This is a genomic window from Streptomyces sp. Root1304 (assembly GCF_001426405.1).
In the GTDB taxonomy this organism is placed as follows: domain Bacteria; phylum Actinomycetota; class Actinomycetes; order Streptomycetales; family Streptomycetaceae; genus Streptomyces.
Window position 1 is genome coordinate 38,105 of the sequence record NZ_LMEP01000007.1, and the last position, 19,501, is coordinate 57,605.

20 protein-coding genes are annotated in these 19,501 nt (G+C 73.7%); 4 read left to right on the forward strand and 16 right to left on the reverse strand.

The window, feature by feature from the left end; translation table 11 throughout:
- Positions 1 to 53: 53 nt before the first annotated feature.
- From ASD33_RS11310 to ASD33_RS11330, 5 genes are all read right to left on the reverse strand, one after another.
- A complete protein-coding gene (locus ASD33_RS11310) occupies positions 54 to 779 on the reverse strand; it encodes a Crp/Fnr family transcriptional regulator (RefSeq protein ID WP_056557490.1) in 726 nt (241 codons plus the stop codon).
- 353 nt (positions 780 to 1,132) lie between these two features.
- Complete coding sequence (locus ASD33_RS11315; protein WP_056557492.1) at positions 1,133 to 3,700, reverse strand: polynucleotide kinase-phosphatase; 2,568 nt, start codon at positions 3,698 to 3,700, stop codon at positions 1,133 to 1,135.
- Complete coding sequence (locus ASD33_RS11320; RefSeq protein WP_056557494.1) at positions 3,697 to 5,169, reverse strand: 3' terminal RNA ribose 2'-O-methyltransferase Hen1; 1,473 nt, start codon at positions 5,167 to 5,169, stop codon at positions 3,697 to 3,699. Before ASD33_RS11320 ends, ASD33_RS11315 begins: the two co-directional genes overlap by 4 nt.
- A gap of 423 nt (positions 5,170 to 5,592) precedes the next feature.
- Positions 5,593 to 6,507 carry a homocysteine S-methyltransferase gene (gene mmuM, locus ASD33_RS11325; protein ID WP_056557495.1) on the reverse strand — a complete coding sequence of 305 codons (915 nt, stop codon included), beginning with the start codon at positions 6,505 to 6,507 and terminating at the stop codon, positions 5,593 to 5,595.
- 16 nt (positions 6,508 to 6,523) lie between these two features.
- Positions 6,524 to 7,444 carry an LLM class F420-dependent oxidoreductase gene (locus tag ASD33_RS11330; protein WP_056557496.1) on the reverse strand — a complete coding sequence of 307 codons (921 nt, stop codon included), beginning with the start codon at positions 7,442 to 7,444 and terminating at the stop codon, positions 6,524 to 6,526.
- A 247-nt stretch (positions 7,445 to 7,691) separates the two neighbouring features.
- Here ASD33_RS11330 and ASD33_RS11335 point away from each other — a divergent pair, with 247 nt between their 5' ends.
- On the forward strand, positions 7,692 to 7,961 hold the full coding sequence (locus ASD33_RS11335) for a hypothetical protein (protein WP_056557497.1): 270 nt from the start codon (positions 7,692 to 7,694) through the stop codon (positions 7,959 to 7,961).
- A 48-nt stretch (positions 7,962 to 8,009) separates the two neighbouring features.
- Here the strand turns inward: ASD33_RS11335 and ASD33_RS11340 are convergent, their stop codons facing one another.
- The 7 genes from ASD33_RS11340 to ASD33_RS11370 form a co-directional block, all read right to left on the reverse strand.
- Positions 8,010 to 8,495, reverse strand: a complete 486-nt coding sequence (locus ASD33_RS11340) for a DUF6099 family protein (protein WP_056557604.1) — start codon at positions 8,493 to 8,495, stop codon at positions 8,010 to 8,012.
- Positions 8,496 to 8,696: 201 nt separating this feature from the next.
- Positions 8,697 to 9,107, reverse strand: a complete 411-nt coding sequence (locus ASD33_RS11345) for a nucleotide pyrophosphohydrolase (RefSeq protein ID WP_242426908.1) — start codon at positions 9,105 to 9,107, stop codon at positions 8,697 to 8,699.
- Positions 9,104 to 10,411, reverse strand: coding sequence for an ATP-binding protein (locus ASD33_RS11350; RefSeq protein ID WP_199863511.1), 1,308 nt, complete (start codon positions 10,409 to 10,411; stop codon positions 9,104 to 9,106). Before ASD33_RS11350 ends, ASD33_RS11345 begins: the two co-directional genes overlap by 4 nt.
- Before the next feature lie 55 nt (positions 10,412 to 10,466).
- Positions 10,467 to 10,898, reverse strand: coding sequence for a cell division protein SepF (locus ASD33_RS11355; protein WP_056557498.1), 432 nt, complete (start codon positions 10,896 to 10,898; stop codon positions 10,467 to 10,469).
- A gap of 99 nt (positions 10,899 to 10,997) precedes the next feature.
- Positions 10,998 to 11,564 (reverse strand): DUF1707 domain-containing protein, encoded by a 567-nt coding sequence (locus tag ASD33_RS11360; RefSeq protein ID WP_056557499.1) that lies wholly within the window; start codon positions 11,562 to 11,564, stop codon positions 10,998 to 11,000.
- A gap of 21 nt (positions 11,565 to 11,585) precedes the next feature.
- A complete protein-coding gene (locus ASD33_RS11365) occupies positions 11,586 to 12,812 on the reverse strand; it encodes a PLP-dependent aminotransferase family protein (protein ID WP_079044708.1) in 1,227 nt (408 codons plus the stop codon).
- Between the two features lie 167 nt (positions 12,813 to 12,979).
- On the reverse strand, positions 12,980 to 13,669 hold the full coding sequence (locus ASD33_RS11370) for a GntR family transcriptional regulator (RefSeq protein WP_056557501.1): 690 nt from the start codon (positions 13,667 to 13,669) through the stop codon (positions 12,980 to 12,982).
- A 169-nt stretch (positions 13,670 to 13,838) separates the two neighbouring features.
- On the opposite strand from ASD33_RS11370, the gene ASD33_RS11375 reads away from it, so the two are divergent.
- Positions 13,839 to 14,294, forward strand: a complete 456-nt coding sequence (locus tag ASD33_RS11375) for a TerB family tellurite resistance protein (RefSeq protein ID WP_056557503.1) — start codon at positions 13,839 to 13,841, stop codon at positions 14,292 to 14,294.
- A 60-nt stretch (positions 14,295 to 14,354) separates the two neighbouring features.
- Here ASD33_RS11375 and ASD33_RS11380 read toward each other — a convergent pair whose 3' ends face one another.
- The 4 genes from ASD33_RS11380 to ASD33_RS11395 all read right to left on the reverse strand — a co-directional run bounded on the left by ASD33_RS11380 (position 14,355) and on the right by ASD33_RS11395 (position 17,517).
- Positions 14,355 to 15,290 carry a M56 family metallopeptidase gene (locus ASD33_RS11380; protein ID WP_056557505.1) on the reverse strand — a complete coding sequence of 312 codons (936 nt, stop codon included), beginning with the start codon at positions 15,288 to 15,290 and terminating at the stop codon, positions 14,355 to 14,357.
- Between the two features lie 5 nt (positions 15,291 to 15,295).
- Positions 15,296 to 15,700, reverse strand: a complete 405-nt coding sequence (locus ASD33_RS11385) for a BlaI/MecI/CopY family transcriptional regulator (RefSeq protein ID WP_056557610.1) — start codon at positions 15,698 to 15,700, stop codon at positions 15,296 to 15,298.
- Between the two features lie 73 nt (positions 15,701 to 15,773).
- On the reverse strand, positions 15,774 to 17,039 hold the full coding sequence (locus tag ASD33_RS11390; protein ID WP_056557507.1) for a cation:proton antiporter: 1,266 nt from the start codon (positions 17,037 to 17,039) through the stop codon (positions 15,774 to 15,776).
- Positions 17,040 to 17,046: 7 nt separating this feature from the next.
- Positions 17,047 to 17,517 (reverse strand): TrkA C-terminal domain-containing protein, encoded by a 471-nt coding sequence (locus ASD33_RS11395; RefSeq protein WP_056557509.1) that lies wholly within the window; start codon positions 17,515 to 17,517, stop codon positions 17,047 to 17,049.
- Between the two features lie 293 nt (positions 17,518 to 17,810).
- Between ASD33_RS11395 and ASD33_RS11400 the strand changes: the two genes are divergently transcribed.
- On the forward strand, positions 17,811 to 18,761 hold the full coding sequence (locus ASD33_RS11400) for a HAMP domain-containing sensor histidine kinase (protein WP_056557511.1): 951 nt from the start codon (positions 17,811 to 17,813) through the stop codon (positions 18,759 to 18,761).
- Positions 18,758 to 19,474 (forward strand): response regulator transcription factor, encoded by a 717-nt coding sequence (locus ASD33_RS11405; protein WP_079044710.1) that lies wholly within the window; start codon positions 18,758 to 18,760, stop codon positions 19,472 to 19,474. Before ASD33_RS11400 ends, ASD33_RS11405 begins: the two co-directional genes overlap by 4 nt.
- The last annotated feature ends 27 nt before the right edge of the window (positions 19,475 to 19,501 follow it).

Sequence of the window (19,501 nt, forward strand, 5' to 3'; positions counted from 1 at the left end):
GTGGTGGTACGTGGTTCAGACTGGCCGCGTTCCGCGACCGGCGATGTAGCCGTTTACACACCCGGCGGAGATTGGTCCGCCGGGTCTCCGCCGGGGCGTGCGCGCCCCTCCGCGAGCAGCACCAGGACCCGCATGTCGATGACGACGACCGTGCGGTTCGCGGTGCGGACCACGTCCTGTTCCCTCAGCAGGCGCAGGGCCTTGGCGACGGCCTCACGGGTGGCGCCGATGGCCGCCGCCAGATCGTGCTGCGGGAGCGGGAGTTCGAGTACGGTCCCGGCGTCGGCCCGGCGTCCCGCCCGCTCTGCCAGCTCGACGAGCCGGGCCGCGAGGCGCTGGAGCACGGTCTCCGAGGCCAGCGCCCGGCGTTCGACGTCGGCGCTGCGCAGCCGGGTGGCGAGCTGGCGCATGATCAGCGAGGTGGCGTGCGGGCGGGCGGCGAGGAAGCGCCGGAACCGGTCGCCGGAGATCGCCACCGCCTCGACCTCGCCGAGGGCCGTGACGCTGGCGCTGCGCGGGCCCCGGTCCACGGCGGCGAGGTCGCCGACGACCTCCCCAGCGCCCCGGAGGGCGAGGATGAGCCGCGAGCCGCGCTCGGTCCCCACCGAGACGACGGACCAGCCGGAGAGCAGCGCGAGGACATAGGCGCTGGTGTCGCGCTCGCGGATCATCACCTCGCCGGGCTCGTAGCGGCGCCGGGCGCCCTCGGCGAGCAGGGAGCGGCGGTCGGCGGCGGGGAGGGCGTGGAGGAAGGAGCGTTCCTGGCCGAAGAGACTCACCGCGCCCTCACCCCCGTACCGTCCTCGGGCCCTCCGGGGAAGACCGCCCGCCGGTGGTCGACCGGCGCGTTCGTGTGTGTGTTCCCACCTCACGTGACCTGTGCCGTCACATAGTTGACACTGTGTCACGTCATGGGGTGAAGAACGCTAGAGGGTGCGGAAGAAACGCGACAACGGGCACAGGGGGCGCAGGGGAGCGCCGGTTCCGCCACCCCTGCGCCCCCTGCCGCGCCGGTGCGGAGACCGTGCGAACGCCCTGGGAAGAACTCGCGAATGCCGCCCGGCAGCGAGAAGAACGCACAGGCCGCCGGCCGAAGCCCGCGAGGGCACGGCCGACGGCCTGTCGACTCCCTTCAGAGCCTCGGGTCCACCGGTTCCGACTCCAGCGCCAGGACCGCGAAGACCGCCTCGTGGATCCGCCACAGCGGTTCCCCGTCCGCGAGCCGGTCGAGCGCCTCCAGGCCGAGCGCGTACTCACGGAGGGCCAGGGACCGCTTGTGGCCGAGGAAACGCTGCCGCAGTCGCTCCAGGTTCTCCGGCCGGGTGTACTCGGGGCCGTAGATGATCCGCAGGTACTCCCGGCCGCGGACCTTCACGCCCGGCTGCCCGAGCCTGCCCCTGGCGTCGCGGACGAGCGCGGCCAGCGGCTTGACGACCATGCCCTCCCCGCCGGCGCCGGTCAGTTCCAGCCACCAGTCGACGCCCGCGCGGACGGACGCCTCGTCACCGGTGTCGACGACGAGCCGGCGGGTGACCTGGAGCAGCCCGGTCGGGTCGTGCTCCACGAGCCGGTCGAGCCAGGCGAGCTGCTCGTCGTGCGGCACGGCCGCCAGCGAGCGACCGCGGGTCGCGAGGAGCTGGAACGGCGCGAACCGCACCCCCTCCAGACCCTCCGTAGGCCAGCAGTATCTGCGGTACGCCTCGGTGAACGCCTCCGCGTCCACCGCCCGCTCCCGCTGCCGGGCGAGCAGCCCGTCGATGCCCTCGACGCCGCGCCCCACCGCCTGTTCGAGCGCGGTGATCGCCTCGGGCAGGACGGCGCCCGAGGCCGCGCCGACCGCCGCGTACTGCGCGCGGAGCAGCCCCGCCGACTTGAGCGACCACGGCATCAGCTCGCCGTCGAGCAGCAGCCAGTCCCCCGTGCCGGACGCCCCGCCCGACGCGGCGAGTTCGTCCCAGAGCCCGGCGGCCTCGATCGCGGTCCGCAGCCGGCCGAGGACCTGCTCGGTCATCTCGTGGTCGTCGAAGAAGGGCCGGCCGGTACGGGTGTGCAGCGCGCCGGTCACTCCGCCGACACCGAAGGCCTCCCGGGCCGCCTCCTCGTTCCGGCAGACCAGGGCCACCGCCCGGGAGCCCATGTGCTTCTCCTCGCACACGACCCGTTCGACGCCGTCCGCCCGGTACTGGGCGAAGGCCTCGGCCGGGTGTTCCAGATAGCCCTCCTCCTTCGAGGTGGCGGTGGGCGCCATCGTCGGCGGCAGATAGGCCAGCAGGCGCGGATCGACCGCGAACCGGCTCATCACCTCCAGGGCCGCCGCCGCGTTCTCCTCGCGCACGGCGACGTTGCCCAGGTGCCGGGTCTCCACGATCCGGCGCCCGTGCACGTCCGCCAGGTCCAGGGGTCGCCCCTGGTGCCCGCCGGGCGCCTCGGTCGCGAGCGGCCTGGCCGGCTCGTACCAGACGCGCTCGGCCGGTACGTCGACGAGTTCGCGCTCCGGCCAGCGCAGCGCGGTCATCTTCCCGCCGAACACGGCTCCGGTGTCGAGGCAGATCGTGTTGTTGATCCAGGAGGTGTCGGGCACGGGCGTGTGGCCGTAGACCACGGCGGCCCGTCCCCGGTAGTCCTCCGCCCACGGGTAGCGCACCGGCAGCCCGAACTCGTCGGTCTCCCCCGTGGTGTCCCCGTACAGCGCGTGCGAACGCACCCGCCCCGACGTACGGCCGTGGTACTTCTCCGGCAGTCCGGCGTGACAGACGACGAGGTTGCCGCCGTCGAGGACGTAGTGGCTGACGAGCCCCTCGATGAACGTCCCGACCTCGGCCCGGAACTCCTCGCTCTCGTGCCCCAGCTGCTCGATGGTCTCGGCGAGGCCGTGCGTCTCCTGCACCTTGCGGCCCTTGAGCCGGCGGCCGAGCTTGTTCTCGTGGTTTCCGGGCACGCACAGGGCGTCGCCCGAGGCGACCATCGCCATGACCCGGCGCAGCACGCCCGGCGAGTCGGGCCCCCGGTCGACGAGGTCGCCGACGAAGACCGCCGTACGCCCCTCGGGGTGGCGTCCGTCGACGTAGCCCAGCTTCGCGAGCAGGGTGTCCAGCTCGGAACGGCAGCCGTGGATGTCACCGATGATGTCGAAGGGGCCGGTGAGGTGCCGCAGGTCGTTGAAGCGGCGCTCCAGGACGACCTCGGCCGCGTCGACCTCCTCGACGGACCGCAGGAGGTGCACCTTGCGGAAGCCCTCGCGCTCCAGACCGCGCAGCGAACGGCGCAGCTCACGGCGGTGGCGCTGGATGACGTGCGCGGGCATGTCCGCCCGGTCGGGGCGCGCGGCGTTCCGTCCCCGGCACACCTCCTCGGGCAGGTCGAGGACGATCGCGATCGGCAGCACGTCGTACGAGCGGGCCAGCTGGACGAGCTGACGCCGGGCCTCCTGCTGGACGTTGGTCGCGTCGACGACGGTCAGCCGCCCCGCCGCGAGGCGCTTGCCCGCGATGTAGTGGAGGAGGTCGAAGGCGTCCTTGCTGGCCGACTGGTCGTTCTCGTCGTCGGCGACGAGCCCCCGGCAGAAGTCGGAGGACACGATCTCGGTCGGCTTGAAGTGCCGCCGGGCGAAGGTGGACTTGCCCGAGCCGGTGGCCCCGATCAGCACCACGAGGGACAGATCGGTGACGGGGAGCGTACGGCGCTCGGTGGGGGTGGTCATGCCTGTCCCTCCTTCTCGGTGGTCGGGTCGGTGGCCCGGGTGAAGACGGCCATCTGGGTGGGCGGTCCGACCTCGGGGTCGTCCGCGCCGACGGGGGTGAACGCGACGCCGTACCCGTACCGGTCGGCCACCGACTCCGCCCAGCCCCGGAACTCCTCCCGGGTCCATTCGAAGCGGTGGTCGCCGTGCCGTACGTGCCCGGCGGGCAGCGACTCCCAGCGCACGTTGTACTCGACGTTCGGCGTGGTCACGAGGACCGTGCGCGGGCGGGCCGCGCCGAACACCGCGTACTCCAGGGCCGGCAGCCTCGGCAGGTCCAGGTGCTCGATGACCTCGCTGAGCACGGCGGCGTCGTAGCCGGTCAGCCGCTTGTCGGTGTACGCCAGCGAGCCCTGTACCAGCTGCACGCGGGCCGCCTGCCGCTCCCCCATCCGGTCGAGGCGCAGCCGGCGCGCGGCCACCGTCAGGGCGCGGACGGACACGTCGACGCCGACGATCTCCGTGTAACGGGTGTCCTTGAGCAGGGCCTGCACCAGCTGGCCCTGCCCGCAGCCGAGGTCGAGGACCCGGGCCGCTCCGGCGGTGTCGAGGGCGGCGAGGATCGCCTCGCGGCGCTGCTCGGCGAGCGGCACCGGCCGCTCCTCGGTGTCGGTCGACTCGTCCACGGCGTTGTCGAGGTCGTCGACGTCCAGGCCCTCGGCCTCGGCGAGCCGCACGAGTTCGAGCCGCTCGTCCGCCGCGCGGGTCAGACCCCAGCGGCGGGAGAGGTAGCGGGCGGTGATCAGCTTCCGCTCGGGATGTCCCGCGAGCCAGCCGTCACCGGCGCGCAGCAGCTTGTCGACCTCGTCCGGCGCGACCCAGTAGTGCTTGGCGTCGTCGAGGACCGGCAGCAGGACGTAGAGGTGGTTGAGGGCGTCCGCGAGCCGCAGCTCGCCCTCCAGGACCAGCCGTACGTAACGGGAGTCGCCCCACTCGGGGAACTGCCCGTCCAGGGCCACCGGTTCGGCGTCCACCGTGTCCCAGCCCAGCGGCTCGAACAGCGCGCGGACCAGCCGGGCGCCGCCCCTCGCGGGCAGCGCGGGCACCTCGACGCGCAGCGGCAGCGGAGCGGCGGCCCGCTCGGGCATCGCCTTGCAGACACCGTGCAGCGCGGTCGTGAAGACCTTCGCGAGCGCCACGGCCAGCAGCGAGGACGCCGCGTAGGGCCGGTCGTTCACGTACTGCGCGAGCGCGGAGTCCGGGGCGCCGCCCCGGCCCTTGCCCTTGCCGCGGCGCACCAGCGCCACGGGGTCCACCTCCAGGAGAAGTGCCGCCGTGCACCGCTCGGCACTCGCCTCGGGATAGAGGACGTGCGCCGTGCCGTGCGAGGTCGAGAACGTCTGCGCCCGCTCGGGATGCTTGTGCAGCAGAAAGCCGAGATCGGTCGCGGGACGCTCCGGGTTGCCGGTCGTACTGATCGTCAGGAACACCCTCCCGAGTATGAGCCGCACCGCACCGCCCGACCAGGCATTTTCCCGTGGGGGGCGGCGGAGAGGAACGGGCGGGGGGCCGGAGGCGGGGGCGGGGGCGGGCGGGCCTGGACGCGGTGCGAACGGGACCCGGGCACGACCCGAACCGGACCCGGGCGGGGCGGAGCGGGGTGCGAACGGGACCCGGGCACGACCCGAACCGGACCCGGGCGGGGCGGAGCGGGGTGCGAACGGGACCCCGTCACAGCCCGAGCCGGACCCGTCCGCGGCCCGAGCCAGAACCGTCCGAGCAGGGCTGCGCCGCCACCCGACCGCACCGCCCGGGGCCACCCACCGGGGCCGGCCACCGGGCCCGCCCCCACCGGCTCCGCCCCCGGAGCCCGCCCGCCCGGATCCCTACTCGTGCCGCTCCCGCCCCGCGGCTCAGCCCCTGTCGTCCGGGGCCAGCACCGCGGCCAGCGCGCCGATCGTCGCCGGGCCCACCCGGCAGCAGCCGCCGACGAGGCGGGCGCCGGCGGCCACCCAGTCGGTGGCCAGGGCCGGGTCGAAGGCGGCGCCGCCGCGCCAGCCCCGCGCGCGGGCGTCCCAGCGTTCCCCGCTGTTGGGGTAGACCACGCCCGGCCGGCCGGTCACGGCCGTGGCGAGCGCCACGGCCGGGCCGGCGTCGGCCGGGTCGCAGCAGTTGACCCCGACCGCGACCACCTGGTCGTTCCCCGCGGCGACCGCGAAGGCCTCCGCGAGGTCCTGCCCGGCCCGGGTCCGCCCGCCCTCGACCGTGTACGACAGCCACAGCGGCACCCCGCACCCCTCGGCCGCCCGCAGCAGCGCCTCCGCCTCCTCCGCGTCCGGGACGGTCTCCAGCGCCAGGAGATCCGGCCCCGCCGCCGCGAGCGCCTCGATCCGGGGCCGGTGGAACGCCTCCAGCTCCCGCACGGACAGCCCGTACCGTCCCCGGTACTCGCTGCCGTCGGCGAGCATCGCCCCGTACGGCCCCACGGACGCGGCGACCCACACCTCCTCCGCGACCCGCTCCCCGGCCCTCCGCGCCAGTTCCACGCTGCTGCCGAGCAGCCGTTCCGCCTCCTCCCGGCCCACGCCCCGCTCGGCGAAGCCCTCGAAGGTGGCCTGGTAGCTGGAGGTGATCAGCACCCGGGCACCGGCCCGTACGTAGGCCGCGTGCGCCGCCTCGATCTGCTCGGGGCCGTCGACGAGGAGCCGCGCGGACCAGAGCGCGTCCGAGAGGTCGCAGCCCTGCACCTCCAGCTGCTGGGAGAGCCCGCCGTCGAGCACGACCACGCCCGCCCCGAGGGCCTCCGCCGGCGAACGGTTCGGCTTCATCGGACCGCCCCGCCCGTCACAGCTGCGACTGGACCTGTGCGGAGATCAACTCCAGGTGGTCCAGGTCGTCCAGGTCGAGGACCTGGAGGTAGGCCCGGGAGGAGCCGACCGCCGCGTACCGCCCGAGCTTGTCGACGACCTCGGCGGGCGAGCCCGCGAGCCCGTTCGCCTTCAGTTCGTCCACGTCCCGCCCGATCGCCTCGGCCCTTCGCGCCACCTCGGCGTCGTCCTTGCCGACGCAGACGACCAGCGCGTTGGAGTACACCAGGTCGCCGGGCGCCCGCCCGGCGGCCTCGGCGGCGGCCCGGACCCGGCCGAACTGCCGCTCGCTGTCCTCCAGGGAGGCGAACGGGATGTTGAACTCGTCCGCGTACCGCGCGGCCAGGCGCGGCGTCCGGGTCGCGCCGTGCCCGCCGACGAGCACCGGAATCCTCTCCTGCAGGGGCTTGGGCAGCGCGGGCGAGTCGGTCAGCCGGTAGAACTCCCCCTCGTGGCTGAACGTCTTGCCGACCTCGGTCCCCCACAGGCCGGTCACGATCGCCAGCTGTTCCTCCAGCCGGCCGAACTTCTCCTTCGGGAACGGAATGCCGTAGGCCTTGTGCTCCTCCTCGAACCAGCCCGCGCCGAGGCCCAGTTCGACCCGTCCGCCGGACATCCGGTCGACCTGGGCGACCTGGATGGCGAGGACACCGGGCAGCCGGAAGGTGCCGGCCGTCATCAGCGTGCCGAGCCTGATCCGCTTGGTCTCCCGGGCCAGCCCGGCCAGCGTGATCCAGGCGTCCGTCGGTCCGGGCAGCCCGTCGGCGGACCCCATGCTCAGATAATGGTCCGAACGGAAGAAGGCGTCGAAGCCGAGTTCCTCGGTGGCGCGGGCCACGGTGAGGAGCGTGTCGTAGTCGGCCCCCTGCTGGGGCTCCGTGAAGATGCGAAGATCCATGCCTCCATCCTGCACCGTCGGGTGCGTGTCAACCTCTCCGTCAGCTCCTCGACCGCCCCGGCTCGGTCGGGTGAATATCCCGCCCCTGGGCGGGCCGCGACCGCCCGGGCCAGTGACCGCCGCCCGCACCCGTCGTTGGCTCGGGCGGAGCCGGACCGCCCGGCCCGCGTACCGGCGGTTGCTGCCGGTGCGTCGCTCTCTCCCGCGCCCCGTCCTCGGCGGCGGGGTCCGGGCCGAGGAGGCCGCCATGTCCCAGGAAGCCGCGCCGGAGCGGGCCGTGCCCGAACAGCCGGTGTCGCCGTCCGTGCCCGAGCAGAAGGGCGCCCGCGCCCCCAAGGGGCTGCTCCAGCAGATGGAGGAACTGATGGCGGCCCTCTCCGCCGACCTCACCCAGCTGGACGCCGACCTCCAGTCCGCCGCCGACCGCCAGTCCACCACCGACCACCAGTCGAAGAGCCGGCACTCGCACCACGCCCCGACAGAGCACTACGACCACCACGAGCCCCGCCACTTCTAGGGCCTGTCTGACAATTCCCGTCGGGTCCGGCCCGTCCGCTGGCGCCCCTCACCACGTCCCCCTCCCCGGACCCGCGCCGTCGTGGGCCGGGTCGGGAGGGCGGGCCCGCTCCCCGTCCCGTACCGCCAGGCGCCGCAGCATCCCGCGCACCCGGTCACTGGACTCGTCCGCCGCGTCGATGGCCTCGATGCATGCCCAGTAGAGCCCCTCCTCGTCGGTGGCGCAGGCCACCCCGACGAGCGCGATCCCCACCTCGCCCAGCAGTGCGCCGAGCGCGGTCAACGCCCCGGCCGGGTCCGCCACTTCGGTCAGCTGGGCCGCCCTCGGCCCACCGGCGCCCCACGCCGGGTACTCCCCGATCTCGCTCAGCCCCCGTGCGTCGCCGCGCAGTTCCTGCGGTCCGCCGAGCGCCAGATGGTTCCCTATCGCCTGGGCGAGCGCCTGCGCCTGCCAGGCCTCCGCCACGATGTCCTGCGCCGTCCCGCTCTCCGCCAGCGCATGCCGGCCGAGCGCGATGAGTCGCTCTGCCTCCATCAACACCGCCCCCGTTCGTACGACTTATCCACCCAATCATTCCATTACCCAGAGTGAGGCGCCCTGAGCCCCCACACCCGAGGAATTCGGAAATCTGTGGACAGGAGGCTCGATGGGGATAAGTCGATCACTCCGAAGAGTGACGATCTTGGTCCGTCCCCACCCAGCACCCCCCGCTTCACCCCGCCCCGCACCCCTGCTTCACCCCTCCTTCACCCCCTGTTCCACCCCCTCATCACCCTCTCCCTCCGTTCCCGCACGTCCCTCTCCGCCAGGCGCCCCGCCCCGCCTCCGCGCGGGAAACCGGACCTCGTTGCGGTCGATCTTGGCCGCCAGCGCGGCCAGCGGATCGACGCCGAGCACGGTGCAGAACTGGAGGAGGTAGGCGAGGACGTCGGCCACCTCGTCGGCCACCCGGTGCGCCGATCCGGGTTCGTCCATCACCCGCTCCGCCTGCTCGGGCGTCAGCCACTGGAAGATCTCCAGGAGTTCCGAGGCCTCGACGCTGAGCGCCGCCGCCAGGTTCTTGGGCGTGTGGTAGGGCTGCCAGTCGCGCGCGGAGGCGAACTCGGCCAGCCTGCGCTGCAGTCCCGCTACATCGTTGTCGGTCACGTGCCCAGGTCTACCACCGTCACCCCGGGGGTCCGGCGCGCCTCCGCCGCCGTCCGTTCCCCGACCGCGCCGGCGACCCGGATGTGCCCGTCGGCGGCGATGCCCGTGGCGAGGGCGAGCAGTTCGCCGAGCTGCCGTCCGTCGAGCCCCCGGTCCAGTCCGTCGGCGAGCAGCGTCAGGGACTGCACGGCGTCGGGGACCTCCGCGATCCGGTCCATCGCGAGGACACCCGGACCGGTCAGCAGGGTGAGCGCGAGGGCCAGGTAGCGCAGTTCCCCGTCGCCGAGGCGGCCGAGCGGGGTCGGGGGCCGGCCGCCCCGTTCGACGACCGCCCGGACGGTGCCGTCCACCAGTTCTCGAACCCCCAGCCCGGTGACGGGGCCCGCGCAGCCCCCTCCCGCCACGGCCGCGAGCCGCTGGTGGCGGCGCGGGCAGTCGGTGTGGGTGCGGTGCAGGACCTCCGCGAGGTTGCGGCAGTCGCGTCGCAGGCGCCCCTCGCCCGGGGGTACGGGTGCCCGCATCCGCTCGGGCCGGGGGTCGCAGGCGAAGGCCGAGCGGAGTCCGATGACGACCTGTTCCGCGGCGGCGAGGACCTCCAGCTGCCCGGGGGTCTTGCCCGCGACCCGCAGCGGCAGCAGGGCCGTGCCGAGGAGGTCGTCGGGGAACGGGGCCCGGGTGACCGGGGTGGCGCCGGCCGTGTGCCACTCGGCCTGGACGGTGGGGCGTCCGGGGTCGCGCAGCGCGGTGGCGAACAGGGTGCGGCCGCGGCCGGAGAGCCGTTCGCCGACGATGCGGAGCCGGGGTTCGGCCTGCACGGCGAGGTCGAGGCGGACGGGACCCTCGGGGCCGTCGACGGTGCACCCGATGCGGAACCCGCGCCTGCCCTGGGCGTCGGGCCTGGCCCGTTCGGGCACGCAGTCGGCGGCGTCGGGGAACACCTCGTCGAGCGGATCGCCCGCCCCGAGCCGGGCGAGCGCCTCGTACGCCCGCAGGGTGGTGGACTTTCCGCTGCCGCTGGGTCCGGTGAAGAGGGTGACGGGGCCCAGCGCGTGCGTGACGGCGCGGTGCCCGGCGAAGGCCGACAGGCGCAGCTCGGTCACGGCCGGTCGGGCACGGAGCCACCCGCCGCCGCGCCCGCCCCGGGGGTACCCGGCGACGGAGGGCGCGGCGGCGGAAGGCGCGGCGAGGGGAGGTACGGCACCGGAGGGCCCGGCGACGCGGGGCCTGGCCACGGTGGGTGCGGCGACGGCGGAGAAGGGGGCGTCTGACGTGCGGGCGAGCGCGGAGCCGCCGTTGAGGTCCATGCCCGGACCGTACGCAGTCCTCCACCTGACGAACCGTTACGTCGAGATGACCTTCCTACGATCGGGGGACGCCGGCGGTCCTGCCGCCCACCATGCCGTCCTCGTCCTCACCCTCCGCGCCCTCGACCTCCGTACCGGCGGGGGCGAGAAGAAAAACGTTCCGGTCGACGCGGTGCATCCCGCTGCCGAGGCCGAAGACCACACCGCTGCTGAAGTCGAGGATGCGCTTGGCGACCTCGGTGTCGGCGCTCGTCAGATCGAGGAGCACCGGGATCTGGGCGATGAGGTACTCGGCGACCTCGCGGGCGTCGGCGAAGACCTGCACCCGGAGCACGACCATACGGCGGTGCTCGGCGGACTCGTACTGCTCGGGGATCGTGCGGTGGTCGACCCTGGACGGCCATTCGTCACGACCGCGCAGGGGCACGACCTGCGCCAGGCCCTCCCACTGCTCGTCGGTGACGTCGTACCTCTCGTACCTACTCATGCCCCCATCCTCCCGCTCCTCACCCGTTCGGCCCAACAACGACACGAGGTGATGACGGGGCGGTCTCCGGGAGCGGCCGGGCCGGCCGGAGCCGGTGGCTCACTTCTTCTTCGTACGGGTCACCACGGCGCCGAAGAGGGCCAGGCCCTTGATGACGACGCGCGGCGTGCCCGCCGTGCCGACCCGCTTCGCCGCGCGCCTGTCGAAGACGCCGAAGAGACCGAGGCCCCGGACCTCGACGTCGACGTCCTCCGGGACGACGATCCGCGTCCCGCCCCAGAGGGCGACCGCACGGATCTCGGTGTCCTGGCTGCTGAACCGCGCCTCGGTCAGGTCGAGTCTGCCGCCGCCCCACATCGACCAGAGCGTCATCCGGGGCGGGACGACCCAGTTGCCCTTGCGCTCGAAGCCGCCGAAGATCCCCGCCACGAAGCCCCGGGAGGTCGGGGCGCGGTCCACCACGAGCGAGTCGCGGGGCCCCGGAGCGGGCAGCCCGCGGCAGGCGGTCTCCAGTTCGCCCCGGGTGCGCGAGGCGTGCACCTCGTCGAGCCGGGGCGCGAGCTCCTCCAGCGCGAGTCTGCCGTTCTCCACGGCGGCCCGCAGTCGCTCCTCGGCCTCGAACCGTTCCCGGTCGGAGGCGAGGATGTCGAGTTCGTGCTGTGTCACGGTGTGGTCCCCCGGTCGTGGCTACGCGAAGCTCTTCGCCAGCCGCCGGAGACCTTCTCGGATCTCCTCGGCCGCATGCGTGGTGAACGAGAGCCGCATCGACCGGGCGTCGGGCTCGCCGCAGAAGAACGGCGCCCCCGGGACGTACGCCACCTCGTGGCCGATCGCGGTCTCCAGGAGCGCGGTCGCGTCGTGGCCCGTGGGCAGGGTCACCCAGATGAACATGCCGCCCTCCGGCCTGTTCCACCGGCTGCCCTCGGGCAGCGCGCCGGGCAGCCCGCCGAGCATCGCGTCCCTGCGCTCCTGGTACGCGGCCCGGATCACCGCGAGGTGCGCGTCGAGGTCGCTGTCGCGCAGATAACGCGCCGCCGCGGCCTGGTCGATGGTCGAGGTGTGCAGGTCGGCGGCCTGCTTGGCGATCACACAGGCGCGGCGCAGCCCGGCGGGGGCGCGCAGGTGGCCGAGCCGGAGGCCGGGGGCCATCACCTTGGAGAAGGAGCCGAGGAGCACGGTGCGGTCGGCGGCCACCGGGTCGGAGGCGATGGAGGGCATGTGCTCGCCGTCGTACCGCAGTTCGCCGTACGGGTCGTCCTCGACGATCCAGAACCCGTGCCGTGCGGCGGCCTCGGCGACGGCGTGGCGGCGCTCCGCGGGGAGGGTGCGGCCCGTGGGGTTCTGGAAGGTGGGAACGACGTAGAGGAGGGTGGGCTTCTCGCGGGCCGCGATCTCCTCCAGTGCCTCCGGGACGATGCCGTCGTCGTCGGTGGGCACGGGGACGACGCGGGCCCCGGCGAAGCCGAAGGTCTGGAGGGCCGCGAGGTAGCAGGGGTCCTCGACGAGGACGACGTCGCCCGGCTCGACGAGGGCGGTGGTGAGGAGGGTGAGGGCCTGCTGCGAGCCGGTGGTGACGAGCAGGTCGTCGGCCTCGGTGGGCAGGCCCCGCGCGGTGAGCCGGGCGGCGACGGCCGTGCGCAGCTCCGGGTCGCCCTCGGTCGTCGAGTACTGGAGCGCGGACCGCGGATGCTCCGTCAGGACCCGGTCGTACGCGGCACGGATGCCTTCGACGTCGAACAGCTCGGGCGCCGGCAGACCGCCCGCGAAGGAGATGACCTCGGGCCTCGCGGTGAGCGCCAGGATCTCACGTACCGGTGACGAACCGACGGTGGCCAGCCGGGCCGCGGTGGCCGGTGCGGGCACGGGGGCGACGGGGGCGGTGGCGTTCCCGGGCACGGAGTCGGCTGAAAGCATGCTGTCAGCATATAGAGCTTCGGGAGGCTGTCCAGGAGCTCGATTCCCGCCGCGTCGGGGCGAGTTGACCTCCCGGAGCCGCCGCGTGGGGGCGACTTGACCTCCCGGAACCGCCGCGTTCCGCCGCCCCTCGCGCCGCCCGCCCCGCCGCCTCTCCCGGCGCCCCGTCAGTCCTTGCGACCGACCGGTTCGTCGCGGGCGTCGGCCCACAGCGACCGTACGTGGCCCAGGTGGCGCCGCATGCATGCCTCCGCCCCGCCCGCGTCGCCGGCGATCATCAGGTCGAGCAGCTCGATGTGCTCCTCGGCGGAGGAGACGAGCTTGCCGGCCTCGTCGAGGCCGGTCAGACCGTAGAGACGGGACCGCTTGCGCAGCTCCCCCACAGTCTCGACCAGGCGGTCGTTCCCGGAGAGGGCGAGGAGCGCCAGGTGGAAGCGGCGGTCCGCCTCCAGATAGCCGATCAGGTCGTGGTCACGGGCGCGGGAGACGATCTCCTCGGCGACCGGCCGCAGCGCCTCCAGCTGCTCGCGGTCGGCCTTCTCGGTGACGCGGCCGATGGTGGGCACCTCGATGAGGGTGCGCAGTTCGGTGAACTGGTCGAGGTCCCGCTCGCTGACCTCGGTGATGCGGAAGCCCTTGTTGCGGACGGGTTCGACCAGGCCCTCCCGGGCCAGGTCGAGCATGGCCTCGCGGACCGGGGTGGCGGACACGCCGAGGTCGCTCGCGAGTCCGGGGGCCGAGTAGACCTGGCCGGGGCGCAGTTCGCCCGCTATGAGCGCGGCGCGCAGGGCGTGCCCGACCTGGTCGCGGAGCCGCTCCTGGGCTCTGACGAGGCCGTACTGTTTCAGGTCACCCATCGTGCGTCCTCCGAGGTGTCACGGAGGAGCATCGTACAATGTCACGTTTCGCTATCGGACAGGGGAACGGGGAACTCCACGATGTGAACGGCCCTCGCTTCCCGGGAACCCCGCGGCGCGCTGCTACGTTCTACAGAATCGTAGAAGTAATCGACGTCTGGAGTTGTTCATGGCCCTGTGGGACCGCATCAGGGAATCCGCATCGACGATGCAGACCCAGCTGGTGGCGAAGAAGAACGACCTGAAGAGCGGCGCGTTCCGGGACGCGAGCATGGCCATGTGCGCGCTGGTCGCCGCCGCCGACGGCACGATCGACCCCGCCGAGCGCCGCCGGGTCGCCCAGCTCATCGCGAGCAACGAAGTGCTGCAGAACTTCGACGCGACCGACCTTCAGCGCCGCTTCGACGACAACCTGAACAAGCTGACCGCCGACTTCGACTTCGGCAAGGTCAGCGTGCTCCAGGAGATCGCGAAGGCGAAGAAGAAGCCGGCGGAGGCGCGGGCCGTCGTCCAGATCGGCATCGTCATCGGCGGCGCGGACGGCGACTTCGACAAGACCGAGCAGGCCGTGGTCCGCGAGGCGTGCTTCACGCTGGACCTGCCGCCGCACGAGTTCGACCTCTGACGGCCGGAGTGCGCTGACAGGAGGGGTGCGGGGCCCGCGGACGCGGGTCCCGCACCCCTCTCACTGCACCGGCGCCGCGACCCCTCGGAGCACGAGGATCAGCACGACCGCCGAGTTCGCCGAGGACAGCGCGGAGACGGTCGCGCCGGCGGCCGCCGCCCAGGTGGCGAGGCCGACGGCCGTGCAGGCCGGCGGCCAGGCGCGGCCGACCGGGGCCGGGCGCATCAGGGCCGCCACCCGCCGGGGCACCGGCCCCGCCCCCGTCAGGGCCGGGAGCGTGGCGGCCGGTGCGCGCGGAGCCAGCAGGGCCGCCTTGCCGATGGCACGGGCGACGACGCGACGGCTGCCGACCTCGGCGGCGGCGTCCTCGTCGGCCCAGCGTTCGGCGGTGTACGAGACGGCGGTGCGCAGCGGCCGGAGGAACGGGTTGGCCCGTGCCGCGAGATGGACCGTCAGCAGGTGCCGGTGATGACGCCCGGCCAGATGGGCCCGCTCATGCGCGAAGAGGGCCCGGCGCTCGTCCGGGCCGAGCCCGGTGAGCATGCCGGTGCTGACGACGATCCGGCCCCGCCGCCCGGGCAGCGCGTACGCGTACGGGGTGCGGTCCGGCAGCACCGCGACGGACGTCGGCGGCAGCCCGCCGAGCGCGCCCGCCGCCCTGCGGCGTACCCGCAGCTGGCGCCAGGCGGCCTCCCCGCAGGAGACGAGGACGGCGAACAGCGCGGGGATCGCGGCGCGGCCGGCGATCTCGTCGTACGGCAGGGCCGCCCGCACATCCGGGTCCGACCAGCTGTCGGGGAGCGGATTGCCGGGCAGTTGGGCGGTGCCCACGATCACGAGCAGCCCGAGGCAGAGCGTGCTGCACACCGCCGAGACACCGGCGACGACGGCGAGCAGCCGGGTCGCGGTACGGGGATGGAGCCGCTGTTCGGCGAGGCGGGCGACCGGCCACGCGGTGAGCGGAAGGACCAGGGGAAGGAAGACGAAGACTCCCATGGCGGCTAGCCTTCCTCCTCCTCGGCGTTCCTGGCGAGCAGTTCACGAAGGAGTCGCTCTTCGTTCGGCGAGAGTCCGGTCACGAACCGGGCCAGGACCGCCTGCCGGTCCGCCTCCGCGTCCAGCACCTTCCGCATCCGCAGGGCGGCGAGCCCGGCCTCGTCGGCGACCGCCGTCCAGCGGAAGGAGCGGCCGGCGCGCTCGCGTTCGACGGCGCCCTTCGCCCAGAGGCGGGTGAGGATGGTGATGACGGTGGTGTAGGCGAGGCCGCCGCCGAGGCGTTCGCGTACCCAGGCCACGGGCACCGGCTCGGAGGCCGCACGGAGCGCGGCGAGCACCTGCGCCTCCAGTTGTCCCTGCCCGCGCCTGGGCGGGGAGGGCTCCGCCCCGACGTCGTTCCCGTCGGTCATGTCACCCTCCTCCGCTTCGGAACAGCGGCCCATCGTACTGAACGGCGCGGCCGCCGCCACGGGCCGCCGTCCCTCACACCCGGTCGGCGGCGGTCTCCGTGTCGAGGAGGTCCGGCCCGGCGGCCGGTGCGCCGGCCCCGGGGGCCGGCTCGGGCGCCGCCGCGGCCACCGGGGAGGCGGGGGCGCGGCGCCGGGTGACGTACGCGGCGATCGGCTCGGTGAAGCGGGCGGTGAGCGGCCCGATCACCACGAGGACGAGGACGTACGCGGTGGCGAACGGCCCCAGCTGGGGCTGCACCCCGGCCGTGACGGCGAGCCCGGCGATGACGATCGAGAACTCGCCGCGCGCGACCAGGGTGCCGCCGGCCCGCCAGCGTCCCTTGACGCCGATCCCGGCCCGGCGGGCCGCCCAGTAGCCGGTGGCGATCTTCGTCAGCGCGGTGACGACGGCCAGCGCGAACGCGGGGAGGATCACCGGCGGGATGCTGGCCGGATCGGTGTGCAGGCCGAAGAAGACGAAGAACACCGCGGCGAACAGGTCCCGCAGCGGGCTCAGCAGCGCGTGGGCGCCCTCGGCGACCTCTCCGGAGAGCGCGATGCCGACGAGGAACGCGCCGACGGCGGCGGAGACCTGGAGCTGCTGGGCCACACCGGCGACCAGCAGGGTCAGGCCGAGGACGACGAGGAGCAGCTTCTCCGGGTCGTCGCTGGAGACGAAGCGGGAGATCAGCCGGCCGTAGCGGACGGCGACGAAGAGCACCGCGCCCGCCACGCCGAGGGCGATGGCGAGGGTCGCGCTGCCGGCCGCGAGGCCCACCCCGGCGAGCAGGGCCGTGATGATGGGCAGGTAGACGGCCATGGCGAGGTCTTCGAGGACCAGGATGCTGAGGATCACCGGGGTCTCGCGGTTGCCCAGCCGTCCGAGGTCGCCGAGGACCTTGGCGACGACTCCGGAGGAGGAGATCCAGGTGACGCCGGCGAGGACGACGGCGGCCACGGGTCCCCAGCCGAGGAGCAGCGCGGCGGCCGCGCCGGGCAGGGCGTTGAGGGCGAAGTCGACGAGTCCCGCGGGGTACTGGGTCTTGAGGTTGGTGACGAGGTCGCTGGCCGTGTATTCGAGGCCGAGCATGAGGAGCAGGAGGATGACACCGATCTCGGCGCCGATGGCGACGAACTCCTCGCTGGCGCCGAGCGGCAGCAGGCCGCCCTTGCCGAAGGCGAGTCCGGCGAGGAGGTAGAGCGGGATCGGGGAGAAGCGGAACCGGCCGGCGAGACGCCCGAGCAGGCCGAGTCCGAGGATGATGGCGCCGAATTCGATCAGGAAGACCGCAGAATGCACAGGGCCCTCACTCCTGACCGAGGATCGCGGCGGCGGCGTCGACACCCTCGCGGGTGCCGATGACGATGAGCGTGTCGCCGCCGGCGAGGCGGAAGGCGGGCGTCGGGGACGGTACGGCCCCGGAGCGGCGCAGTACGGCGACGACGGAGGCGCCCGCCTCGGTCCGCATCCGGGTGTCGCCGAGCAGGCGCCCGTTCCAGTACGAGTGCGCGGAGAGCTCGATGCGTTCGGCGACGAGCCCCAGGTCGGTGGTGTGAAGGACGTTCGCGCTGTGGTGCGCGGGCAGCAGCGCGTCGATCAGCGAGGCCGTCTCGGCCTCGGTGAGGTGCAGGGACTGCGCGCAGGCGTCGGGGTCGTCGCCCCGGTACACGTTCACGGTCCGGGTGCCGTCGCGGTGGGCGATGACCGACAGCTGACGGTGTTCCCGGGTGGTGAAGTCGTACTGCACTCCGATGCCGGGCAGGGGTGTCGTTCTCATCCGCGGAGCAGGCACGGGCCCGTCGCCTCCAATGGGTCTCAGGTGATCAGGGGTGATCGAGGACGGCCATGACCGGTCGTGGGTGGTCGCGGACGGCCTTGGATGGTCGTGGTGCGCGGGCCATCGTGCCATCCGCCGCGAGCGCCGGAACATGGGTGTCGGCACGGATGGACAGGACCGCCCGACCCTGGTCAGGATGGACGGGGGACATGGATCCCTCCGCAGGTCAGAGGCCCGCCAGGGCCCATGGGAACAGGCGTCGGCGGGGCCGGAGCGACGGGAGAGGTGGAGCGGTGTCGCTGTACTGGCGCATCTTCCTGCTCAACGCCTCGGTCCTGGTCGTGGCCGTCCTGCTGCTGTTCGGCCCGGTGACCGTCTCCACACCCGTCCTCCTCGGCGAGGCCATCGTGCTCGTGGCGGGCCTGGTCGCGATGCTCCTCGCCAACGGCTTCCTCCTCCGGGTCGCCCTGGCCCCGCTCCAGCGGCTCACCCGGGCGATGCGGACGGCGGACCTCCGGCGCCCCGGCCGGCGCCCCGAGGTGTCCGGGCGCGGCGAGATCGCCGCCCTCACCCGTACGTTCAACACGATGCTCGACCGGCTCGAAGCCGAACGGGCCGCCAGCACGGCGCGGGCGCTCTCGGCGCAGGAGGAGGAGCGCCGGCGCGTCGCGCGGGAGCTGCACGACGAGGTCGGCCAGACCCTGACGGCCGTCCTGCTCCAGCTGAAGCACACCGCGGACCACGCCCCCGCGGAACTGCGCTCCGAACTCCACCAGGCGCAGGAGACGACACGGGCCGGGCTGGAGGAGATCCGCCGCATCGCGCGCCGGCTGCGGCCCGGGGTACTGGAGGAACTGGGGCTGCACAGCGCGCTCAGGTCCCTGGCCTCGGAGTTCTCGACCCGCTCGCTGACGGTCCGGCCGCACATCGAGCCGGGTCTGCCGGAACTCGACGACGGGACGGAACTGGTGATCTACCGGGTGGCCCAGGAGGGCCTGACGAACGCGGCCCGCCACGCGGCGGCGACCCGGGTCGACCTGTGTCTGCGCCGGCTCCCCCACGGCGGGGTCGGCCTCCTGGTCAGGGACGACGGCCGCGGGATCGGCCGGTCCCCCGACGGAGCGGGGCTCACCGGCATGCGGGAGCGGGCCCTGCTGATCGGCGCGGAGCTGACGGTGCGGAACGGCCCGGACGGCGGAACGGACGTCCGCCTCGACACCACGACGGACGGGCCGACGCCATGACCGAACCGACGGGACCGACCGGACCGGGGGCCGCGAGCCGCCCGGCCGACCCCACGGAACCGAGGCCCCCCACCCGCATCCTCCTCGCCGACGACCACGCGCTCGTGCGCGGCGGCGTCCGTCTCATCCTCGACGCGGAACCGGACCTCACGGTCGTGGCCGAGGCGGCGGACGGGGCGGAGGCGGTGGCCCTGGCCCGCTCCGAGGACGTCGACCTGGCCGTCCTGGACATCTCGATGCCCCGTATGACGGGCCTCCAGGCGACCCGGGAACTCAGCCGACTCCGGCCGGAGCTGCGCATCCTGATCCTGACGATGTACGAGAACGAGCAGTACTTCTTCGAGGCCCTGAAGGCGGGCGCGAGCGGCTACGTCCCGAAGTCGGTGGCGGACCGCGACCTGGTCGAGGCGTGCAGGGCGGCGGTCCGCGACGAACCGTTCATCCACCCGGGCGTCGAGACGGCCCTCATCCGCACCTACCTGGACCGCGCGGAGCAGGGCAGGCCGTTGCCGGCCAAGGCGGTGACGGAGCGCGAGGAGGAGATCCTCAAGCTGGTGGCGGAGGGACACAGTTCGAAGGAGATCGGCGATCTGCTGGTCATCAGCCCCAAGACGGTGGAGCGCCACCGGGCGAACCTCCTCCAGAAGCTCGGCCTGCGGGACCGTCTGGAACTGACCCGCTACGCGATCAGGGTGGGCCTGATCGAGCCCTGAGACGGAGGTACCCCCCGGCCGGAAAGG